This is a genomic window from Pantoea sp. ABR1s (genome assembly GCF_057812235.1).
In genome coordinates this window covers 98,225-118,190 of sequence record NZ_JBSZSY010000004.1, presented here as the reverse complement: position 1 = coordinate 118,190, position 19,966 = coordinate 98,225, and the positions used below count along the sequence as shown (strand labels likewise).

The 19,966-nt window shown below is 52.9% G+C and carries 16 protein-coding genes, 2 pseudogenes and 1 riboswitch; of the genes and pseudogenes, 10 read left to right on the top strand and 8 right to left on the bottom strand.

What is annotated here, in order from left to right; all coding sequences use genetic code 11:
- Positions 1 to 17 precede the first annotated feature (17 nt).
- From ACXKZD_RS21710 to ACXKZD_RS21690, 5 genes are all read left to right on the top strand, one after another.
- Positions 18 to 1,448 (top strand): 6-phospho-beta-glucosidase, encoded by a 1,431-nt coding sequence (locus tag ACXKZD_RS21710; RefSeq protein WP_488982316.1) that lies wholly within the window; start codon positions 18 to 20, stop codon positions 1,446 to 1,448.
- A gap of 106 nt (positions 1,449 to 1,554) precedes the next feature.
- A riboswitch (TPP riboswitch) is annotated at positions 1,555 to 1,657 on the top strand.
- Positions 1,658 to 1,725: 68 nt separating this feature from the next.
- Positions 1,726 to 2,427 (top strand): TenA family protein, encoded by a 702-nt coding sequence (locus tag ACXKZD_RS21705; protein WP_060679292.1) that lies wholly within the window; start codon positions 1,726 to 1,728, stop codon positions 2,425 to 2,427.
- Positions 2,424 to 3,164: an ABC transporter ATP-binding protein gene (locus tag ACXKZD_RS21700; RefSeq protein ID WP_191914131.1), complete on the top strand. Its 741-nt coding sequence runs from the start codon at positions 2,424 to 2,426 to the stop codon at positions 3,162 to 3,164. Before ACXKZD_RS21705 ends, ACXKZD_RS21700 begins: the two co-directional genes overlap by 4 nt.
- A complete protein-coding gene (locus ACXKZD_RS21695; protein WP_089414733.1) occupies positions 3,161 to 3,922 on the top strand; it encodes an ABC transporter permease in 762 nt (253 codons plus the stop codon). Before ACXKZD_RS21700 ends, ACXKZD_RS21695 begins: the two co-directional genes overlap by 4 nt.
- Before the next feature lie 23 nt (positions 3,923 to 3,945).
- Positions 3,946 to 4,881 carry an ABC transporter substrate-binding protein gene (locus ACXKZD_RS21690; RefSeq protein ID WP_010670447.1) on the top strand — a complete coding sequence of 312 codons (936 nt, stop codon included), beginning with the start codon at positions 3,946 to 3,948 and terminating at the stop codon, positions 4,879 to 4,881.
- Between the two features lie 42 nt (positions 4,882 to 4,923).
- Here the strand turns inward: ACXKZD_RS21690 and ACXKZD_RS21685 are convergent, their stop codons facing one another.
- Entirely contained in the window at positions 4,924 to 6,690 is a 1,767-nt protein-coding gene (locus ACXKZD_RS21685) for a sensor domain-containing phosphodiesterase (RefSeq protein ID WP_129063319.1), read from the bottom strand.
- A 152-nt stretch (positions 6,691 to 6,842) separates the two neighbouring features.
- Positions 6,843 to 8,069: an FAD-dependent oxidoreductase gene (locus ACXKZD_RS21680; protein ID WP_033760665.1), complete on the bottom strand. Its 1,227-nt coding sequence runs from the start codon at positions 8,067 to 8,069 to the stop codon at positions 6,843 to 6,845.
- 165 nt (positions 8,070 to 8,234) lie between these two features.
- On the opposite strand from ACXKZD_RS21680, the gene ACXKZD_RS21675 reads away from it, so the two are divergent.
- Together ACXKZD_RS21675 and clcA are read left to right on the top strand one after the other, a co-directional pair.
- Positions 8,235 to 8,543 carry a YicS family protein gene (locus tag ACXKZD_RS21675; protein WP_033773512.1) on the top strand — a complete coding sequence of 103 codons (309 nt, stop codon included), beginning with the start codon at positions 8,235 to 8,237 and terminating at the stop codon, positions 8,541 to 8,543.
- A gap of 154 nt (positions 8,544 to 8,697) precedes the next feature.
- Complete coding sequence (gene clcA / locus ACXKZD_RS21670; protein WP_085978741.1) at positions 8,698 to 10,026, top strand: H(+)/Cl(-) exchange transporter ClcA; 1,329 nt, start codon at positions 8,698 to 8,700, stop codon at positions 10,024 to 10,026.
- Between the two features lie 19 nt (positions 10,027 to 10,045).
- Here clcA and ACXKZD_RS21665 read toward each other — a convergent pair.
- Positions 10,046 to 10,570: pseudogene (locus tag ACXKZD_RS21665) on the bottom strand (phenolic acid decarboxylase).
- An 852-nt stretch (positions 10,571 to 11,422) separates the two neighbouring features.
- Positions 11,423 to 11,938 carry an SRPBCC family protein gene (locus ACXKZD_RS21660; RefSeq protein WP_033761097.1) on the bottom strand — a complete coding sequence of 172 codons (516 nt, stop codon included), beginning with the start codon at positions 11,936 to 11,938 and terminating at the stop codon, positions 11,423 to 11,425.
- Between the two features lie 160 nt (positions 11,939 to 12,098).
- On the opposite strand from ACXKZD_RS21660, the gene ACXKZD_RS21655 reads away from it, so the two are divergent.
- Complete coding sequence (locus ACXKZD_RS21655) at positions 12,099 to 13,010, top strand: LysR family transcriptional regulator (RefSeq protein ID WP_033760668.1); 912 nt, start codon at positions 12,099 to 12,101, stop codon at positions 13,008 to 13,010.
- Between the two features lie 1,086 nt (positions 13,011 to 14,096).
- On the opposite strand, the gene ACXKZD_RS21650 is transcribed toward ACXKZD_RS21655, so the two are convergent.
- Positions 14,097 to 14,777, bottom strand: a complete 681-nt coding sequence (locus ACXKZD_RS21650) for a type 1 glutamine amidotransferase domain-containing protein (RefSeq protein ID WP_033760671.1) — start codon at positions 14,775 to 14,777, stop codon at positions 14,097 to 14,099.
- A gap of 161 nt (positions 14,778 to 14,938) precedes the next feature.
- Between ACXKZD_RS21650 and ACXKZD_RS21645 the strand changes: the two genes are divergently transcribed.
- Both ACXKZD_RS21645 and ACXKZD_RS21640 read left to right on the top strand, forming a co-directional pair.
- On the top strand, positions 14,939 to 15,856 hold the full coding sequence (locus ACXKZD_RS21645; protein WP_033760674.1) for a LysR family transcriptional regulator: 918 nt from the start codon (positions 14,939 to 14,941) through the stop codon (positions 15,854 to 15,856).
- Positions 15,857 to 15,965: 109 nt separating this feature from the next.
- Positions 15,966 to 16,181 (top strand): YdgH/BhsA/McbA-like domain containing protein, encoded by a 216-nt coding sequence (locus ACXKZD_RS21640; RefSeq protein WP_010246960.1) that lies wholly within the window; start codon positions 15,966 to 15,968, stop codon positions 16,179 to 16,181.
- Between the two features lie 63 nt (positions 16,182 to 16,244).
- Here ACXKZD_RS21640 and ACXKZD_RS21635 read toward each other — a convergent pair whose 3' ends face one another.
- The 3 genes and pseudogenes from ACXKZD_RS21635 to umuC form a co-directional block, all read right to left on the bottom strand.
- Positions 16,245 to 17,447 carry an MFS transporter gene (locus ACXKZD_RS21635; protein WP_192033716.1) on the bottom strand — a complete coding sequence of 401 codons (1,203 nt, stop codon included), beginning with the start codon at positions 17,445 to 17,447 and terminating at the stop codon, positions 16,245 to 16,247.
- 166 nt (positions 17,448 to 17,613) lie between these two features.
- Positions 17,614 to 18,354: a nitroreductase family protein gene (locus ACXKZD_RS21630; RefSeq protein WP_476098217.1), complete on the bottom strand. Its 741-nt coding sequence runs from the start codon at positions 18,352 to 18,354 to the stop codon at positions 17,614 to 17,616.
- 392 nt (positions 18,355 to 18,746) lie between these two features.
- A pseudogene (gene umuC, locus ACXKZD_RS21625) lies at positions 18,747 to 19,785 on the bottom strand (translesion error-prone DNA polymerase V subunit UmuC); the annotation flags it as partial.
- Positions 19,786 to 19,966 lie beyond the last annotated feature (181 nt).

Sequence of the window (19,966 nt, the reverse complement as noted above, 5' to 3'; positions counted from 1 at the left end):
CCGGAAAAGAGGATTGCATGTCTGATTCAAGGTTTCCGCAAGGATTTTTATGGGGCGGCGCACTGGCCGCCAACCAGAGTGAAGGCGGCTTTCGTGAAGGCGGAAAGGGCTTAACCACCGTCGACATGATTCCCCATGGCCCGCACCGTTTGCCGGTCAAACTCGGTCTGGAAAAGCGTTTTACCCTGCGTGACGATGAATTTTATCCCAGCCATGAAGCCATCGATTTTTATCACCGCTATCCGGAAGACATTGCGCTGATGGCGGAGATGGGGTTCAGCGTGTTCCGCACGTCGATTGCCTGGAGCCGTCTCTATCCCAATGGCGATGAACTGACGCCCAATCCGCAAGGCATCGCCTTTTACCGCGCGGTCTTTGAGGAGTGCCGGAAATATAATATCGAACCGCTGGTCACGCTCTGTCACTTTGATGTGCCGATGCATCTGGTGACTGAATATGGCTCGTGGCGCAATCGCAAAATGGTCGACTTTTTTGCCCGCTATGCCCGCAGCTGCTTTGAGGCGTTTGATGGCCTGGTGAAATACTGGCTGACCTTCAATGAGATTAATATCCTGCTGCACAGCCCCTTTTCCGGCGCCGGTCTGGTGTTCGAACCCGGTGAGAACAAGGATCAGGTAAAGTATCAGGCGGCCCATCATGAACTGGTCGCCAGCGCGCTGGTGACGCGCATCGCGCATGAAGTGAATCCGATTAACCAGGTCGGCTGCATGCTGGCAGGCGGCAACTTCTATCCCTGGTCGAGCAAGCCGGAAGATGTCTGGGCTGCGCTGGAAAAGGATCGCGAAAACCTGTTCTTTATTGACGTGCAGGCGCGTGGGGCCTATCCGGCCTACGCCGCCCGCGTATTCCGTGAAAAAGGGGTGACGCTTGAGATCGCTGACGGCGATGACGACATTCTGAAAAACAGCGTCGATTTTGTCTCGTTCAGCTACTACGCCTCACGTTGCGCCTCGGCAGAAATGAACGAGCAGAACAGCAGCGCCGCCAATGTGGTGAAATCCCTGACCAATCCCCATGTTCCGCGCAGTGAGTGGGGCTGGGGTATCGATCCGCTCGGCTTACGCATCACGATGAATATGATGTATGACCGCTATCAGAAGCCGCTGTTTCTGGTGGAGAATGGCCTGGGCGCGCGCGATGAGATCGAATCAAATGGCGAGATCAACGATGATTACCGCATCAGCTATCTGCGCGAACATATCCGCGCCATGGGCGACGCAATTGAGGATGGCGTGCCAGTGATGGGTTACACCAGCTGGGGCTGTATCGATCTGGTTGCCGCCTCAACGGGTGAAATGAGCAAGCGCTACGGATTTGTCTATGTGGATCGCGACGACCTGGGTAACGGCACGCTGGCGCGCACGCGGAAGAAATCCTTCTGGTGGTACAAAAAAGTCATCGCCAGTAATGGCGCGGATCTTGAGTGACAACGTCACTTAAAATCTATCGTCATGTTGTTACTGGCGCGACAGCAACGCCGGAACAGAACGCTTATTTCTGCCGTTGTACTCCGGCAGTAATTATCGTATAACCAATGTCTCCGAGGGGTGTCCTGTAATGGGCTGAGATGGCGTAAGCCGAACCCTTTGAACCTGATCTGGGTCATGCCAGCGAAGGGACGGGTCGGCAGATTTTCTGCGTCATCTCCTGCAACATTCCCTGTTCCAGACCGTATGCCCGGATCTCCCTGTTACTGGAGATCCTATGTCACATCCGCTTTTCGACACCGGCTTTTATGGTCGTCTGCGCCAGCAGGCGGGCAGTCAATGGCACGCCTATATCGGGCACGATTTTGTGCGGCAACTCGGTCAGGGCACCCTGCCACCCGCCGCCTTCCGCCACTATCTCACCCAGGATTATCTGTTTCTGTTGCACTTCGCCCGTGCCTGGGGCCTGCTGATCAGCAAACTTTCCGAGCCAGAAGCCTTACGCAGCGCAACGGCATCGCTTAACGCCATCGTCAGCGAACTGCCACTTCACCAGGCTTACTGCCAGCAATGGGGCATCAGCGAGGCGGCTATGGCGAGTGAACCCGAAGCCGTGGAAACGCTCAACTACACCCGCTACGTGCTGGACGTGGGTCACACCGGGGATGCGCTGGAGCTGCTGACCGCGCTGATGCCGTGCGTTGCCGGTTACGCTGAAATTGGCCTGACACTACTGCATGATCCCGCAACCCGCTTTGAGGGGAATCCTTACGCGGCATGGATAGAAAATTACGGCGACGAAGCCTATCTGGCTGGCGTTCGCTCCTCACTTTCACTGTTTGAAACCCTGGCCCGGCAGCGTGCCGGTGAACACCGGTTTCACCCGCTGGCGGAGATTTTTACCACTGCAACCCGGCTGGAAGCCGCTTTCTGGCAGATGGGTCTCAACCATGCTGCCGCCCAGCGGATCAGCTCATGAACCTGCCGTGCAGTCCGGTGCCGCCAGGCATTTCAATTCGCCAGCTCAGCCTGAATTATGGCCAGCAGCCACTCTTCAGCCAGCTTGATCTGGAGATCGCGGGCGGTGCTTTTACCGCTTTACTGGGTGCCAGCGGCGTCGGAAAAAGCAGCCTGATGCGGGTTATTGCTGGTCTGACGCCACCCACCGCCGGGCAGGTCAGCGGCAGCGACGGCCTGCCACTGACCGGACGCATCGCCTGGATGGGGCAACAGGATTTGCTCTATCCATGGCTGACGGTTGAACAAAATGTCTGCCTCGCCAGTCGCCTGAAAGGTGAAAGGGCCGATCGCGACTGGGCGCAGCATCTGCTGATGCGGGTAGGTCTTAGCCATTCTGCAAACGCGCGACCCGCGACACTTTCCGGCGGGATGCGTCAGCGCGCCGCGCTGGCCCGCACCCTCTACACCCGTCAGCCCGTTGTGCTGATGGATGAGCCCTTCTCCGCACTGGATGCACTCACCCGCGCTCAGATCCAGACGCTGGCCGCAGAAGTGCTGGTCGGACACACCGTGCTGCTGATTACCCATGACGCCGCTGAAGCCTGTCGGCTCAGTCACCACATGCTGGTGATCGGTTCTGCGGGAATTGAAACCTGCCCGCCCCTGGCGGGCCAGCCACCGCGGGCTGCAGACGACATACAGGTATTGCAGAGTCAGGCCGGATTGCTGAAGCAGCTGAGCAGGATAGCGGGATGAGATTACACAAAGGTTTTGCCGGTCTTCACCGTGGAGTGATGCTGTTTGCCGGACTGATTGCGCTGTGGTGGCTCGCCACACTGACTTCGGTTCCGGCCTTTCTGCTGCCCTCACCCGCTGCGGTCGCCATCGCACTGTGGCTAAACGCAGGTTATCTCGGCCATCACACTTTGATTACCCTGACCGAGATCGTCAGCGGCATGGCCCTCGGCGTGCTGCTGGGGAGTGTGCTGGCGCTGGGCATGACCTTTTCGCCATGGCTGCAGCGCTGGATGATGCCGCTGGTGATCACCAGCCAGGCGATTCCGGTTTTTGCCCTGGCGCCGCTGCTGGTGCTCTGGTTTGGTTTCGGCATGGGCGCCAAAGTCGCGATGGCTGTCCTGGTAATCTTCTTCCCGGTGACCTCCGCCTTTTTTGATGGCCTGCGTCGCGTCACCCCCGGCTATCTCGATCTGGCTCGCACGCTGGGCGCATCACCTGCAGCGCAACTGCGCCATGTCCGGCTGTTAGCCGCGCTGCCAGCCCTGGGCTCAGGATTGCGGATGGCGGCAGCCGTCGCGCCAATAGGCGCAATCATCGGTGAATGGGTCGGCTCGGCCGAAGGGCTGGGCTACGTGATGCTGAATGCCAACGCCCGGATGCAGAGCGACCTCTGTTTCGCCGCCTTGTTTATTCTGGTGCTGATGACGCTGGCCCTGTGGCTGACCCTCGACATCCTGCTGCGCCGCCTGATTACCTGGGCACCCGAGACACATTAATGACTATACCAATGAGAAAACCCATGACAAAAATGCCTCTGTTTACCCTGCTGTTCAGCGCCACCTTAGCCACACAGGCTCAGGCGATGGAGAAACTGACACTGGTGCTCGACTGGTATATCAACCCCGATCACGCACCCATTATGGTGGCCCAGCAGACCGGCGCGTTTGCGGCAGAAGGGCTGGAGGTTAACATTGTGCCGCCTTCCGATCCGGCGCTGCCGCCGCGTCTGGTGGCAGCAAAGCAGGCGGACTTAGCGATAACCTATCAGCCGCAGCTGCATTTCTTCGCCGATCAGGGATTGCCCTTGATGCGGGTGGGTACGTTGATTAACAGTCCGCTGAACACGCTGATGACGTTAGACGAAACGGTAAAAAAACCGGCGGATTTAAAAGGGAAACGCATCGGCTATTCGGTCAGCGGCATTGAACAGGCGACGCTGGCGACCATGCTGAACCATGATGGCGTTAAGGCCGATCAGGTTAAGCTGGTTAACGTCAATTTCCAGCTCACCAGCGCCCTGATGACCGGGCAGGTGGATGCGGTTATCGGCGGCTATCGCAATATCGAAGCGCTGGAGATGAAACAGCACGGTAAAAAACCGGTAGTCTTCAACGTCGAGGATTATGGTGTTCCGGCCTATGACGAACTGATCATCGTCGCCAACCGTGATGAGGCACACTCGGAGAAAATCAAAAAGTTTTTGCGGGCACTGAAGAAGGGTAATGCGCAGTTGCAGGCGCACCCGGAGGAGAGCTGGCAGGCCTTTGCCCGCGCGCATCCGGAGCTGAACACACCGCTGAATCATCAGGCATGGCGTGCCACCCTGCCGCTGTTTGCCGCCGATCCGGCAAAACTGGATCGCGCACGCTATCAGGCTTACGAGCAATTTCTGTTTGATAACAAGCTGATTAAAAGCATCACGCCGGTTGAGCGCTACGCCACCGGCAGTGAGTAATAAGAGAGCCCGCAACGATCGCTGCGGGCCATTTTCCTGGCATCACTTCTGATAAAGCCAGTGTTCAATATCGCTGGCTGGCAGCGGTTTTGAAAAGAAGTAGCCCTGGATTTGATCGCAACCGTAAGTTTTCAGCAACGTCAGGGTGGCTTCCGTCTCAACGCCCTCAGCCAGCACGGTGTAGTTCAGCTCTTTCAGCATCTGAATAATGCATCTGACGATGATTTTTGATGCATCATCTTCACCCATACGCGAGATCAGGGATCGGTCGATCTTGATCACATCCAGCGGGATATCCTGCAGATAGCTGATGTTACTGTAGCCGGTGCCGAAATCATCCAGCGAGATCACAAAGCCGTGTGATTTAAGCGCTTCCAGCCCGCTGATCGCCACATTGGTTTTAGTGATCAGTTCATTCTCCAGGCACTCAATGCCCAGAATAGAATTGGGTAACTGAGCCGCCGCTAATTTTGCCACCAGCCGATCGGCAAAATCGGGCTTTGCGAAGTCGCGTTCGCTGACGTTGATCGAAACCGGAATCAGATCGTATTCGCGATCCCAGCGCGCAAGCTGCTCAATAGTGTGATCGATAACCCAGTTGGTCAGATCGGAAATCAGGTTGGTTTTACCCGCTAACGGAATGAATTCTGAAGGGAAAAGCTCGCCCCGCTCAGGATGATTCCAGCGGATAAGCGCCTCCAGCCCGACCGTTTTACCGCTTTTGAGACACACTTTAGGCTGCCAGGCCAGGTAAAGCTCTTCGTCTTTATTCAGCGCCTGAGCCAGATCGTTCATGATCATAAAGTCATCGGTGCGCCGCGAGTCGTAACTCTCTTCAAAACACATTGCACTGATGTTCTCATCAACCGCCTCATGCAGCGCGCTCACGGCCTGACGCACCGTTTCATTGGCATCCATCTGGCCCGGTACAAACTCTGTTTCACCGGTAAAGACATCCAGGTCGAGCGTGATATTTTCCGCCAGATCGGCCTTCATGCCCTTAAACAGGTCGATCATGTTATGTGCGGTATAACGACCCGAGTAGGGCTGAACAATAGCAAAACGGCCTGGGGCGAAAGTATAGAGCGTTTCATTCTCCGGAAGATTGAGCCGGTGAGCGACATCCTGCGCCATCTGCTTTAGCAGTTTCTCCATCGGCGCAATGCCCACCGCACGGGAAAGCTCATAGGCGCGAATGATGTCGAGGCAGTCGATAAGAATCAGGCGGAAGCGGCTCTCTGGTGCGACAAGGGTCAGTTGCTGAATATCACGAATCAGACGTGGGCGATTCGGCAGGTGCGTAATGACGTCGGCAAAACCCGCATTGTTCCAGGCATCCAGAAATGAGGTGACCAGCGTAGCCAGTGAGCGCAGCGTAGCGAGTTTCTCATCACTAAAGGGATGTGGCTGGGTGTCGGTGACGCAGAGCGTGCCCAGCACCGCGCCGTCGAGGTTCTGCAGCGAGACACCGGCGTAGAAACGAATATGCGGATCGCCTTTCACAAATGGGTGCGTGACAAAGCGCTCATCCAGTAAGGTGTCATACACCACCAGATGTCCCTCACCATCAATGACGTGGCGGCAAAGAGATTCATCACGGGTCGATTGCTTAAGATCGAAGTTGCGGGACGCTTTAATATATTGGTTATGATCGTCAATAATTGAAATGAAGCTGCCAGAAATACCCAGCACCTGGCTGGCGAGATTAACGAATCTTTCCAGCACCTTATCCCGGGCTTCATCCGGGGACAAAAGTGCCTTGATCGCACTCAGACGTTTTACGTCGCTGCCATTTTGCTCGTTATGCACTGAAACCTCTCCTATGCAGGCGCAAAAATCGAAAATAATTTAGCTCAGGAATGCTCAATTAGCGCCCAATTATCAGATAAATAGCGGCTCAATCTGACAGTACTTTCACAGTGAAACAGTGTCGCATGATATCTGATCGCTGTCGAAATCATTTAACGCTCTTCTTTCATGTGCGCAACCTGCGGCGACTCCGTCCTGAAGCCCAGACCGATAAGGCGTCCCAGTACAAAACGCAGAAACGGCAGGCGCTGGATAATCGCGGGAACCTTGCTGCTTCCCGAAGGTTTTCTTCTGGCTTTGTTACGGCTCATCTTGATTTGCAAAAACTGCGTGGCGACGGTAGGGAACTGACGGCGCTTCTGCACTTTTTCCAGATCGCGCAGCTGCAGTTCTCCCCGCTTCAGGGGATCGGTCAAAAAATTCGCCGTCGCTACCGCATCCTGAATCGCCAGATTTACGCCAACCCCACCAATCGGCGACATGGCATGCGCCGCATCACCAATGCAGAGAACACCGGGTTTCGCCCACTTATCCAGGCGGTCAATCCGTATCGACAGCAGCTTAAAGGCTTCCCAGCTCTCGATTTCCGCCATGCGCGCAGGCCTGAACGGCGACAGTGCGGCAACTTCCGCTTTAAATGCGTCGAGTCCGGCGGCCTGTTTCGCTTCAAACTCCCCTTTCGGAATGGTCAGTCCGCACTGCCAGTAGTCGCCGCGATCGATAACAATAAAGTTCTGGCGTGGCCCTTTATGCCCCATACCCAGATCGGGATCCTGCGGCTGTTTACTTAAGCGGAACCAGATGACATCGCGTGCTGCGCCGAATTCCTGTCCGGTCAGTCCTGCCGCTTCGCGTACGCGTGAATGGCGGCCATCTGCACCGACCACCAGTTTACAGCGGATGTGCAGTTGCTGATTCCCGCGGGAAGCTATCACACCACTGACCTTGCCATTTTCAACATTCAGCGACTCAAAAGAGGTCGACTGCAGCAGGCTGAAGCCCGAATACCGGGCGCTCTGTTCAGCCATATAGTTCAGGAAATCCCACTGCGGCATAAAGGCGATAAAACGGCACTGAACCGGCAGGCGTGAGAAATCAGCCATCGTAATACTCTGTCCGCCGATTTCCGCCTCCAGCTTTTCAGCACGCTGATGCGGCAGCGTCAGGAAAGATTCCAGCAGACCCAGCTGATGCATAATTTCCAGCGTCGAGGGATGGATGGTGTCACCGCGAAAATCGTGGAGAAAATCGGCGTGCTTTTCGATCACCACCACGCGCAGGCCTGCGCGGGCGAACAGATAACCCAGCATTAATCCGGCCGGGCCACCGCCGACGATACAACAGTCAGCGGTGAGAATTTCAGTGGAATGTGGCTGCATGTCAGCTCCCTGTCACGCCAGTATTGCTATGATTATTGCGTCGACCGTGGCGACATTGCCGCAGTCGGTCGGGGATATTGTGCTCAGGCTAATCACTCAATGCGATTAATATCAACTGAAAACTGCCGAAGACCCGATCCTGTCCTCAGCAGTCAGGAGACCATCATGAACGTGATCCGCAACACGCTGTTTATTCTGCCGCTGTTAAGCCCGCTGATTGTGGCAGCCGCACCCTACGACACGCTGAAGTTTGCGCTGCGTCAGCAGCAGATAACTGACGATCTGCGTCAGAAGTGCCAGTTATCACCAGCCATCTCCGATGAAAAACTGCGTCAGACGTTTCTTAACGATAAGCAGAACCAGAAGCAGAATCAGGTCACGCTGACTGCGGTGGCTCAGGCGCTGAAAAACCAGGATGATCCAGCCTACCGCGAACGCATGGCGCAAGTGGTTTGTCCACCACAGACGAATTAACCCTTTACCCCGATGAAATTGATCCTGACGTTTGTTTTCACCTTATCACTCAGTAAACTGGGGCGCTGGTCTGGTTGAACAAGAATGTCTCTCAATGAATGAAGAATCACCGCAGCCGGTTTATGTTCCCCGCTCCATCGCGGCGCGCAGCCGGATGTTTCGCGCCCTGCTCTATCGTGATAAAACACCGCTGGCGATGCTGTTCTGTGCCGCGCTGGTCGGTACGCTGGTTGGCCTGGCGGGCGTGGCGTTTGCCCGGGCCGTTGAAACAATACAGCAGTGGCGTGCTGACACGCTTATACCATCGCAGTTTCAGGGCTGGATGCTCTACGCCGCCGCCTTTGCCATCTCGGCTCTGCTGGCGATGGTGGGCTATTTTCTCGTCAGGCGCTTTGCTCCCGAAGCGGGTGGCTCCGGTATCCCTGAAATTGAAGGGGCGCTGGAAGAGCTGAGGCCTGTGCGCTGGTGGCGGGTGATTCCGGTGAAGTTCTTTGGCGGCATGGGCACGCTGGGTGCCGGTATGGTGCTGGGCCGGGAAGGCCCGACAGTGCAGCTGGGCGGGAACATTGGCCGCATGGTCATTGATATTCTGGGGATGCGCAGCAATGAGGCACGCCATACGCTGCTGGCAACCGGCGCGGCGGCCGGTCTGGCGGCAGCGTTTAATGCGCCGCTGGCAGGCATCCTGTTTATCATCGAGGAGATGCGTCCGCAATTCCGCTATAACCTGATTTCAATTAAAGCCGTGTTTACCGGTGTGATTATGGCCAGCATTGTGTTCCGCTGTTTCAACGGCGAACAGGCGGTGATCTCCGTCGGCAAGCTGGCTGATGCGCCCGTGCAGACGCTGTGGCTCTATCTGGTGCTCGGGATGATTATCGGTATGGTCGGCGTCCTGTTTAACCGCCTGATATTTATCACGCAGGACCTTTTTGCGCGCTTTTATGCCGGTAAAACGGCACGCGTGGTGCTGGCCGGTGCATTGCTGGGCGGCGGTTGCGGTATTCTGGCTCTGCTGTTTGCACCTGGCGCAGGCGGCGGTTCAGAACTGATTCCACAGGCGGTCCATGGCGTCTTTCCGTTCACCCTGCTGCTGATCATCTTTCTGGTCAGGCTGGTGACCACCCTGCTCTGTTTTGGCTCAGGTGCGCCGGGCGGTATTTTTGCGCCGATGCTGGCGCTGGGTACGCTGCTCGGCACAGCCTTTGGGGTGGCCATGTCGGACCTGTTCCCGTTTTATCATCTGGAAGCGGGCACCTTTGCTATCGCGGGGATGGGAGCACTTTTTGCGGCGTCGGTAAGGGCACCGCTGACCGGTATCGTACTGGTGCTGGAGATGACCGATAACTATCAGCTGATATTGCCGATGATTATTACCTGTCTGGGCGCTACGCTGCTGGCGCAGTTTCTGGGGGGGAAACCACTCTACTCCTCAATCCTCGCCCGCACGCTGGCGCGTCAGGCAGAAGCTACCCGCCCGTAGGGGCGGGTGACCGGCTTAATTACTTACCATCAAAGTAGTCAGCAGGCATCTGTCCGGGTGCCTGATTGATCACTTCATCGTTATCTGGACCTTCATTCTTCATATAGGTCACTTTCGCAAACTCTGGAATGATCACATACGGATAGGCCGGCCCTTCATCGCGGAAGCGGTGCATATCTTCAATGAAATCATTCTGATAACAGATAGTTTTTTCCGGATGCTGACCTTCACCGGCAATCCACTGCGGGAAGAAAATTGTGCCGTGAACCAGGGTGCGATTCAGATCAAACAGCAGGCTGACGCAGGTGCCGGTGGGCTCATGCCAGTCTACTTTTTAGATGCCAGGGGCGAACTGAATCGCATGCATTTTCTGGTTGGTCACCCAGCGGCCACCTACCAGTCCCTGATGAATGCGGTAGTCGCAGGTGGTTTCATTGCGAGCGTACCACTCATATTTCCAGCCATTATCGTAGGTATAGACAAAATGCGTACCGACGAACTGTGAAAGATCGCTGGAGATATTCTCTGGAGATTCTGCAGACATTTTAACCTCTGTTTGAATAGCGCACTTAACAGGCGCAGATGAATTTCAAAAGAAAGCTATAGCGCAATAACTCGGTGAATATTGACTATGACGCAGATTGATTTTTTGCCATCTGAAAACGGAAATTTTCCGCGATGGATAAATAATAATGTTAATAAAAAACCCTTCTCACTTTCTTCAGGGCAACAGATGCCGGAAAAGCGATCTTTTGTATATTACCCCTTGAAATATTGGAGAATAGAGTGATCTAAAATGTGATGTTTCCTCATCGAAAATCACACAACAAAAAGATAATTTATTATCAGAATTTGAAATATTTTCAATATATTCAACAGTCTATAAGATTATTTCTTGTGTATTTCAGCTCTTTTCTATTTTTTAAATATCCAAATTTTTCTTTCAGATGGACGAGTGAATAATAATAATCTGGCATATTAAATTATTTGATTTAAATCAATAAGTTAATATTAATAACTTCAACCTGAACCTTCCACCAACTTCAAATGAGGATAGATTTATTTTTGCTGACTTAGTGGGATTTCTTGACATATTTGCGTACGATTAATGGTCTGGCATTCATCACGTGTCAGAATGGCAATTAGCGCGATACCACTAAAGGCTCTGCTCCTCAGAGGTACAAATCATCGATATAGAAAAGGCACTTCAGGCCTGGCAGGTAAATCCTTTAATTATTCTCAATCCCGTAAGGCTTAAACGGCGCACACTCTTGCTGACATTAAATACATAAGAGGGTAGCGCTGTCTGAGGCTCACGTTAATGTTAAACCCAACCGGAACAGGCAACCGTCGCGCTGATAACGCGCCGGTTAGAAATAGTCATCCTCTTCGCCAGTCAGCGTTTAATTGACCTTGCCGCAGCGACAAGTCCATCCAGCCACTCCTGATGCCCATTAATCATCGGATTAGGTTTAGCGGCAGCCAGCTCTTTCGCCGGATTTCCGTTTTGCGTCTCCTGCGTCAGAATGCGCAGCCGATTTCCTGGCAGCGCTTCAATCAACCAGGCATGAAGAACATCAAGCCGGTCGGCAGCCCCTTCCTCACCCGACCAACCGTGCCAGGCCAGACGTGCTACTTCGCCATTAACTGGCGGAACACAATTCGTTACCTTTGCCTCAACCCGGAAGCCAAAAGTCTCAAAGCAGAAACGCACGTCCTGCTCCAGTACTGGCCCTTTATTGTCATAAAAATGTGCGTTAGCGGAATTAGCATAATATTCAGGCCAGCAAGCGGGGGTAGCCAGCAACGGCCAGACGGCTTCTGGCGTCAGGTCAGTGACAATCACCTCGTTTGAACAGAAATTATCAGTCAGACCTGGGATAAATCCTTCTGGCCAGTGAATCGCGTTCATTTTCATTCTACGTTTTCCTGCCTTGTAACGGTTGCACCGGTAATCAGTGCCGTGGAAAACGCAGTATCTGATCCCTCCACATATAAGGCTAATCGTTATAATTTATCTGTGATATTATTTAAATTAATATCTAGATTCAACCTTGTGCCACAGGGGAAGAATGAACAATCATCTGCTTAACGTTGACCTGAATTTATTAAAAACGCTGGACGTGCTGCTGGATGAACGCAGCGTGACCCGAGCGGCTGAACGTCTGTGCCTGACGCAACCTGCGGTAAGCGGTATGCTGACACGACTGCGTGAAAGTTTTGATGATCCGCTGTTTATCCGGGCTCAACGCGGCATCGTGCCGACTCTGCGGGCGCTGGAACTGGCCGGGCCGGTAAAAGCGATACTGGCGGAGGTGGGAGAATTACTTCAGCCGCAACAGTTTGATCCGGCCCTTTCACAGATGACGTTACATGTTGCTGCAACGGATTATGCGCTTAGTGCGGTGATTTTGCCGTTTATTGCGCATTTACGACGTGAAGCACCAGGTATACGTGTCGCGGTGGTACCCGTGAACAGCGAGACCCTGTCAGGACAATATGAACATGGGGAAGTTGATGTGGCGTTGCTGACACCAGATACCACGCCGCCGACGTTGCATACACGGCAACTGTTCAATGAAGAATATGTTTGTCTGCTGAGTGAAAATCATCCTCTGGCGGGCAGTGCGACGCTGTCGCTGGATGAGTTCTGTGCGCAGGATCATGCGCTGGTTTCGTGGCCCGGCGGAAATTTTCATGGGGTTACCGACCTGGCTTTGGCTGCGATTGGCCGGGCCCGCCGGGTAACGCTCTCAGTTTGCAGTTTTCTTGTGCTCCCGGAAATTTTGCGCGTCACTGATTTGGTAAGCGTGGTACCGAAACGACTGGCGGTCGACACCACGGGTCTGGTCATGTTGCCGCCACCGCTGGTCATCCCCGGCTTCAGTAAAATCATGGCCTGGCATGACCGAACCCATCATCACAAAGGGCATGAGTGGCTGCGTGAACGACTGGCGTCCGTGGCTAAAACGGTGGTGTATTAACAGGGATAGCGGACTCCGGCTCACTGTTTTGCGATTTTGTTTAAGCAACAGACAGGATAACGGGGCGTTATATAGCATTCTGTCCGACGTCGAAAAGGCAAAATCGCGCTTTGCTATGTCGATAGCGGGGTAAAAATTGATGCTGGGGAATTCAGGAAAAAGAGTGTTGAACTGAGGAAAAAATAGCAGAAAAATAAATCGCGCGTGAATCACTTTAAATATTATCGATAAAAGCTGCTTTGATAATGTTAATTACTCATATTTACGTTCTGAAAAGAACTGACAGACATCGTAAAAAGATAAAAGCCCTGACTGAAATAGCCAGGGCTTTTAAGGTACTACAGATTTTACGTTTACCATTAACTAACTTAATTGATAGGTACTACTTCGGTACTGCTATTTATGAACAGATCCTGCGGATAATAATGATCACGATACTGAAATGTCACTATTATTAGCGGTTTCAACCACCTGATAGTCTTTCAGGAGACAAAGACAGGTCAGGTCCGTATAAATCTGCACACCCCCATCGCGATATATACTCTTTGATGCGTTGCCTTACTTTCATTACGACGTTTAAACCGCAATCGTATCCTGTCGTAACGTAACGTTCAGAACTACGAGGCCTTACATCATCGCGACGCGATACTACATACTTCTTAAAGACTTACTTAGACTCCATTTAACAGGGTTATTTTAACTAACGAACAGTTTTAAAGAACAATGTTTAACAGAACCACCGACAAGTTCAACTCACAAATTTGTCGGACCTTTTTACTTTACTCGTAACGCTTTTGTTTCCGGTTTATCAGGGCAACTGCACGCCGCTGATGAATCCTACTTTACGGATATAAAAAACGATGTCAACACTGGTTTTAAAAACATGTTTATATTTGCAGTGAATTTTTCAGGCAATCATTTAGCTCTGAAACGCCCGTAAATTTATTATCAATGTTAAGAAAAATTGAGCCCTAATCTATTCAACCTGAATAATTAAGCAGGTCACTATCTATCCTGACACTTAACGGTAGCAATAAAAAAAGGCGCCCGCAGGCGCCCTCAAAACTCAGCATGCTGTAAAGATCTTTATTTCGCCAGGCTTGCCAGTAAAACCTTCGCGGTCTCGGCTGATGAACCTGGGTTCTGACCGGTAATCAGCAAGCCATCCTGAACCGTATAGGACTGCCAGTCATCGCCTCGTGAGTAGAGACCCCCGTTCTGTTTCAGCACATCTTCAACCAGGAACGGCACCACCTCAGTCAGGCCAACGCCCTCTTCTTCACTGTTCGTGAAGCCAGTAACTTTCTTTCCTTTGACCAGAGGCGTGCCATTAGCATTTTTCACATCACGCAGGACACCTGGAGCATGACAGACCAGCGCAACCGGTTTGCCCGCCTGCAGGGTTTGCTCAATCAGCGAAATGGAGTGTTTGTCGTTTGCCAGATCCCATAAAGGACCATGGCCGCCTGGATAGAAAACGGCATCAAACGCTTCCTGATCAACAGTATCAAGCTTGACGGTCGAGGCCAGTACTGCCTGAGCAGCAGAATCGGCATGGAAGCGGCGGGTCTCATCAGTCTGAGAATCGGGTTCATCACTTTTTGGATCGAGTGGAGGCTGTCCGCCCTTCGGTGAAGCCAGGGTAATCTCTGCGCCCGCATCAAGAAATGCATAGTAAGGTGCCGCAAGCTCTTCCAGCCAGAAACCGGTCTTCTTGCCAGTGGTGCCCAACTCATCATGCGAGGTCAAAACCATTAAAATTTTCATTTCCGCTCCATATAACAGTTAGTCGGTTTCAGGTGTAAGGATAGTCAGAACCAGCGTCTGAGCCGCTATCTTCTGCGTTGACCCGTTAATCATGGCGGGGTTACGAATATTTATGAAATTTATTTCTTCAATTTCAGTTATTCACATAGCATTATAGCTTAATGAAATACGATCTGAATTTACTGCCAGTTTTGCTGGTCATGATGGAAGAGCGCAACGTTACCCGCGCAGCGGAACGGCTTGGCATAACCCAGCCGGCGCTTTCTAATGCATTAAACCGGCTGCGTGAAACGCTCAACGATCCGCTATTTATCCGCGAGCGTTACGGGATGCGACCGACGCCGAAAGCGGAACAGCTGGCCCAGGTGGTCGGTGCTGCGCTGTCATCGATCGACAAAGTTATTCTTGGCCAGCAGGACTTTGATCCACTTAATGCCACCCGGCTCTTCACGCTTGCGCCTAACAGCTATGTCGAATTCATCATGATGCCTGCCATCGTGGCCCGCCTGAGGAGCTGTGCGCCCGGCATCCGACTACGCCTCACTCCTTTTGGCAATGACGTCACTGAAACCGGTGTGATTTCAGGTAATACCGATATGGTGCTGGGTCGTATCGTGGAGCCGCCCGACAATCTCGTCGTTCAGCACCTGATGAATGAAGGTCTGGCCTGCGTGATACGCGCCGATCATCCGCTGGTGGGCGAAAACCTCAGCGCGGAGCAATATGAGCAGCTAAAGCACGTCAACGTTCTGCCGCCTGGCCGTATGCGCGCCGGTTTATATCAGGCGCTTGAACAGCGAGGCCTGCGTCGTCAGGTTGCAGTCTCCGTCACACACTTTCTGGCCGTGCCGGAAATGATTGCGGTCACGGACTACTGCGCGACCCTGCCGCGTTTGATCTGTCAGCACCTTTCACGCGATCAGCGGCTCAGGATCGTTCCCGCGCCGGTTGACCTGGGCACCTTCCCGGTTGAAATGGGCTGGCATGCACGCTATCGCGACGATCCTGCCCATCGCTGGTTCAGGACGTTGATTATGGAGACGGCACAGTCGCTGTCTGATCCCCAGATAAACAATTAGCACGATCACCATTGCCGCACTAATAGTTAATATTGATATCATAACCTAAGTTACTATTATTCCCATCGGAGGCAAACATCCTCCCAATTCATAACTCAGGAATATGACCATGAAAAACGTAAAAGCACTTTCAATCGCCGCACTCGCAACTCTTTCTCTGATCTCTTTTGGCAGCTTTGCCGAGAGCGTTTCTGTCACCTCATCCACACTGGATGGCGCAGAATCAAAAATTGCTGCTCAGGCTCAGGAACAGGGTGCGCAGTATAAAATTACGGAAGCGAACACCAACAACCGTGTTCACATGACCGCAGAACTGTATAAATAACGGATGGTCGCAAACGGATTTGCCAGAAGAGGCTGCCCAATGGGCAGCCTTTTTTGTGTCCGATCAGGCCAGACGGGCGGCTGGGGCGCTACCGGTGCGCCACCATAGAATCAGCGCTGCCAGCGCAATTGCGCCGAGTACCGCAAACGCGGTGCTGTAAGAATAACGTGCGGCGATCATGCCCGTCATGGCGGGACTCAGCGCGGCACCTGCGCCCTGCATCAGCATAATAACGCTTTGCCCGGCGTTAACATGACCCGTACCCCGCAGCAGGGAGACAATATAGCCTGGCACCGCCACACCGAGAATCCCGGCCGCAATACCATCCAGAACCTGAACCGGAATGACAAAAATCGGCCCGGCAAAGCCGGCGGCGAGAACCGCGCGCAGCGGTAATATCATCAGGGCGATCATGATAAACAGGCGATAGCCGTGCGTATCAACGCGTTTAGATACCCACAGCGCGACCGGGATCATCACCAGTTGGGAAATCACCACCGTTGCCGCCGCATAAAGGCCCGGACTGATCGCCGCCTGGCCGCCTGCCGAGGCGACGCGCATGCTCAGCATCGGCAGCAGCGCGGCATTGGCAAGATGAAACAGCAGCAGCGTCAAACCGGCGATCATCAGCGCCGGGTTTCGCAACAACATTGATAAGTGCAGCGCTGGCTTACGCTCTTCATGCGGTTCATAACCGCGCGCCACATCGTTATCGATCTCATTTCCGCGAATTGCCAGCGTTGCGAAGGCAGCGAAAACCGCCATTACCGTCATAAGAATGAAAACGGCACCCATGCCCCAGTACCAGGCTGAAAAACCGGCCAGCAATGCAGCAATCGTATTACCGCCATGATTAAACGCCTCATTGCGTCCCATCTGCTGGTTAAAGCCGCGCTGACCCGTGAGCCCTAAGGTGATCCCCGCCACAGTCGGGCCGATAAACGCCGCAGCCAGGCCGGCTACAACCTGCGAGACCATCGCCGTCCAGGTCTGATTGCTGTACCACAGCAGCAGCGTGGCAACGGTAATCACCAGACAGCCCAGCAGCACAATGATTTTTTTATGGCGGGTCGCATCGGCGGCGATCCCTGCCGGCAGCGTGGCAAGTAATCCGGCGATACCGCCACAGGTCATTACCAGACCGATTTCGTCGGGTTGCCAGTGTCGCTCCGTAAGAAAGATGCCCAGAAATGGCCCCAGGCCGTCGCGGACATCGGCCAGAAAAAAGCTCATTAAACAGAGCGCGTAGAGTGAACGCTGAGACATGTTATTTCCCTGGAAGGTAAGTGTTAGAGGCAGTTGCGCTTCGGTTAAAAGGGAAATTATGTGTTACGACGTGGAAAGTCACCTTTCGTTATAGTAACAAAATGAAAAAGGCCACCCGTAAACGCTACGGATGGCCTTTTTCTATTCACTCAATAACGAGAGCGAACTATTTATCTGTGCCAAAACCCTGCTTCAGCAGTGCTGGCAGTACATTCGGGAAGTAGATGTTTTTATAGTAACCGCTGACGCTTTCGCTCCAGCTCTCACCGTCATTACGACCAATCGTCTTCCAGTGCTGAACCATCTCATCGTTGTAGGCTGCAATCTGCTGCTCCAGACCCTGCGTCTGGTAATTCTCATCATGGCGGAACGTTGCCAGAGGCAGACGTGGTTTCTGATGAGCCGGTTCGTCTACGTGACCGATTACCACACCCGCTACCGGGAAGGTCAGTGGCGGCAGCTCCAGCAGTGAAATCATCGCCTGCGGGTCGCGACGGATACCGCCAATGGGCACAATCCCCAGACCTTCGGCACGCGCAGCCGCCATTACCGATCCCAGCGCGATACCGATATCAGTAGAACCCGACACGATACTCTCAATGCTCTGATGGGCGATCTGCTGCTGATCGACAGCGGCCATTCCCACGGCTGATTTATGCATATCCAGCACAAAGGTGATAAACACCGGTGCTTTGGCAATCCACGGCTGACCGCCTGCAATGGCGGCGATTTGTGCGCGACGGCCGGCATCACGCGTGATCACCAAAGAAACCTGCTGCGAGTTTACTGATGTCGGTGCGCGATAAGCGGTACTGATAATCCGATCCAGCACAGCTTCATCGACAGATTGCTCAGTGAAACTGCGTTCACTTTTGTGACTTGTAAAAATATCAATCAGTTCGCTCATGGTTCCTCCCATATAAAGCGCAACTATAACAGTCGTGTATCCACATGCTTGGTAAATAGAGGGTTTTTGGCATGCTTTTTGTAAATGCTTTTTATTATGTACAAGCCTGTGTATACACATGAAGATCTATGGCGGAAGTCATAAATTTAAATTGCAGGCTGCAGCGGCTCATACACCGCAATGATGGTGGCTGTAACTTTTCCCGGCACAATGATCCTCTTAAGCACTGGTCCGTCGACTGTCTCACCATCATGCGTGATAATCGGACTGATGGGCCAGGCATGGCAGAGGGCAGAAACCACAAACAGTTTGAGTCACCCTGTTTAGGCAGGATTGAGCTGTCGATTATATCCACGCCACCACACGTAAAATGCGAAATAATCAGCACACGCCGGCGGGCCGGAAACCCTGGTAGTATAAGCAGGTGAAAACATATCTCGCTTCATTGACCAGGATTTCCGAATTCCCTGCCCTGCAAAAAAAAGACTGGCCTTGCCGCTGAGGTTAAGCCCATCAATCACCCGTATCAGGGCTTCGCTGTTCGCCTGAGGCTGATATGCGTCAAACAGGTTAAGCTGGGCCACTCCCTGGCTGTAGAAGTCGCCCAGCATAACGCCCGCCTTCATATATCGATGCCCGTCTACCCATATCCGTTCAAGCGCATCCATGGCTACCCGGATAATATCGCGAGTGTCATTCGACGGGTTAGCAGTTTGCCGGTTACCTGATTACCTGATTACCTGATTACCTGATTACCGTAAAATACCTCGCTGTCAGCATACGGACTTGTCCGGACAAAAACGGATATCTTCCTGCAGTACTGCCTTTCTTTTCTCAATTTTTCGGCAGCGCGTTCTGCAAAAGCACACACCACCTGGCGCATATCCATGTAATCAGTGACGCGTGAACCGAACGAGCGAGAGCAGACTATTTGCTGTTTCATGGGTGCGAATTTCTGGAGTTATAGGCATGGCTCGCCGCGCAGCTCCCTGACGATACGTTCAAGCACAACGTCGAAATATGTTTACGGATGATCCAGGTACTCTGTTCTGCGACTTCTTTAGCCGTGGTGATACCCACGGCATTGAGCTTTTTATTGATACGCCGTCCCACTCCCCATACATCCTCAACAGGCACAAGTGCCATCAGCTTTCGCTGCCGATCGATATTCGACAGATCAATAACACCGCCGGTCTGTGTCTACTTTTTAGCTGCGTGGTTGGCAAGTTTGGCCAGAGTTTTAGTCGGCGCAATTCCCACGCAGATAAACAGCCCTGTTTCCTTATAAATGCGTTCGCGCATCTGCTGTCCGAACGTTTCGAATGGGATAAGATTGTCAATCTCGATAACATCCAGAAAACACTTATCAATTGAGTAAACCTCCTGCCCCGCGGCCATTTCGCCCATTATAGCCATCATGTGCGCTGACATGCCCCTGTTTATGTGGAATGGAAACTCTAATGAAATTAATTAGTTGATGGCCGCTATGAGCTGTGGGTCCAACCGATGGATATGCTCTGTAGTGTTGCGTCAAAAAGAACGTGCGCGAGCATCTACGTCAGAAATCTGAAAAAGGAATAATTATGAAGGATAAAATTCGACGTAGCCCTGA

Bases quoted from the DNA above. Each gene is read 5' to 3' on its own strand.
- ACXKZD_RS21710 (WP_488982316.1), top strand. From the start codon at position 18: ATGTCTGATTCAAGGTTTCCGCAAGGATTTTTATGGGGCGGCGCACTG.
- ACXKZD_RS21705 (WP_060679292.1), top strand. From the start codon at position 1,726: ATGTCACATCCGCTTTTCGACACCGGCTTTTATGGTCGTCTGCGCCAG.
- ACXKZD_RS21700 (WP_191914131.1), top strand. From the start codon at position 2,424: ATGAACCTGCCGTGCAGTCCGGTGCCGCCAGGCATTTCAATTCGCCAG.
- ACXKZD_RS21695 (WP_089414733.1), top strand. From the start codon at position 3,161: ATGAGATTACACAAAGGTTTTGCCGGTCTTCACCGTGGAGTGATGCTG.
- ACXKZD_RS21690 (WP_010670447.1), top strand. From the start codon at position 3,946: ATGACAAAAATGCCTCTGTTTACCCTGCTGTTCAGCGCCACCTTAGCC.
- ACXKZD_RS21680 (WP_033760665.1), bottom strand. From the start codon at position 8,069: ATGCAGCCACATTCCACTGAAATTCTCACCGCTGACTGTTGTATCGTC.
- ACXKZD_RS21675 (WP_033773512.1), top strand. From the start codon at position 8,235: ATGAACGTGATCCGCAACACGCTGTTTATTCTGCCGCTGTTAAGCCCG.
- clcA (WP_085978741.1), top strand. From the start codon at position 8,698: ATGTTTCGCGCCCTGCTCTATCGTGATAAAACACCGCTGGCGATGCTG.
- ACXKZD_RS21660 (WP_033761097.1), bottom strand. From the start codon at position 11,938: ATGAACGCGATTCACTGGCCAGAAGGATTTATCCCAGGTCTGACTGAT.
- ACXKZD_RS21655 (WP_033760668.1), top strand. From the start codon at position 12,099: ATGAACAATCATCTGCTTAACGTTGACCTGAATTTATTAAAAACGCTG.
- ACXKZD_RS21650 (WP_033760671.1), bottom strand. From the start codon at position 14,777: ATGAAAATTTTAATGGTTTTGACCTCGCATGATGAGTTGGGCACCACT.
- ACXKZD_RS21645 (WP_033760674.1), top strand. From the start codon at position 14,939: ATGAAATACGATCTGAATTTACTGCCAGTTTTGCTGGTCATGATGGAA.
- ACXKZD_RS21640 (WP_010246960.1), top strand. From the start codon at position 15,966: ATGAAAAACGTAAAAGCACTTTCAATCGCCGCACTCGCAACTCTTTCT.
- ACXKZD_RS21635 (WP_192033716.1), bottom strand. From the start codon at position 17,447: ATGTCTCAGCGTTCACTCTACGCGCTCTGTTTAATGAGCTTTTTTCTG.
- ACXKZD_RS21630 (WP_476098217.1), bottom strand. From the start codon at position 18,354: ATGAGCGAACTGATTGATATTTTTACAAGTCACAAAAGTGAACGCAGT.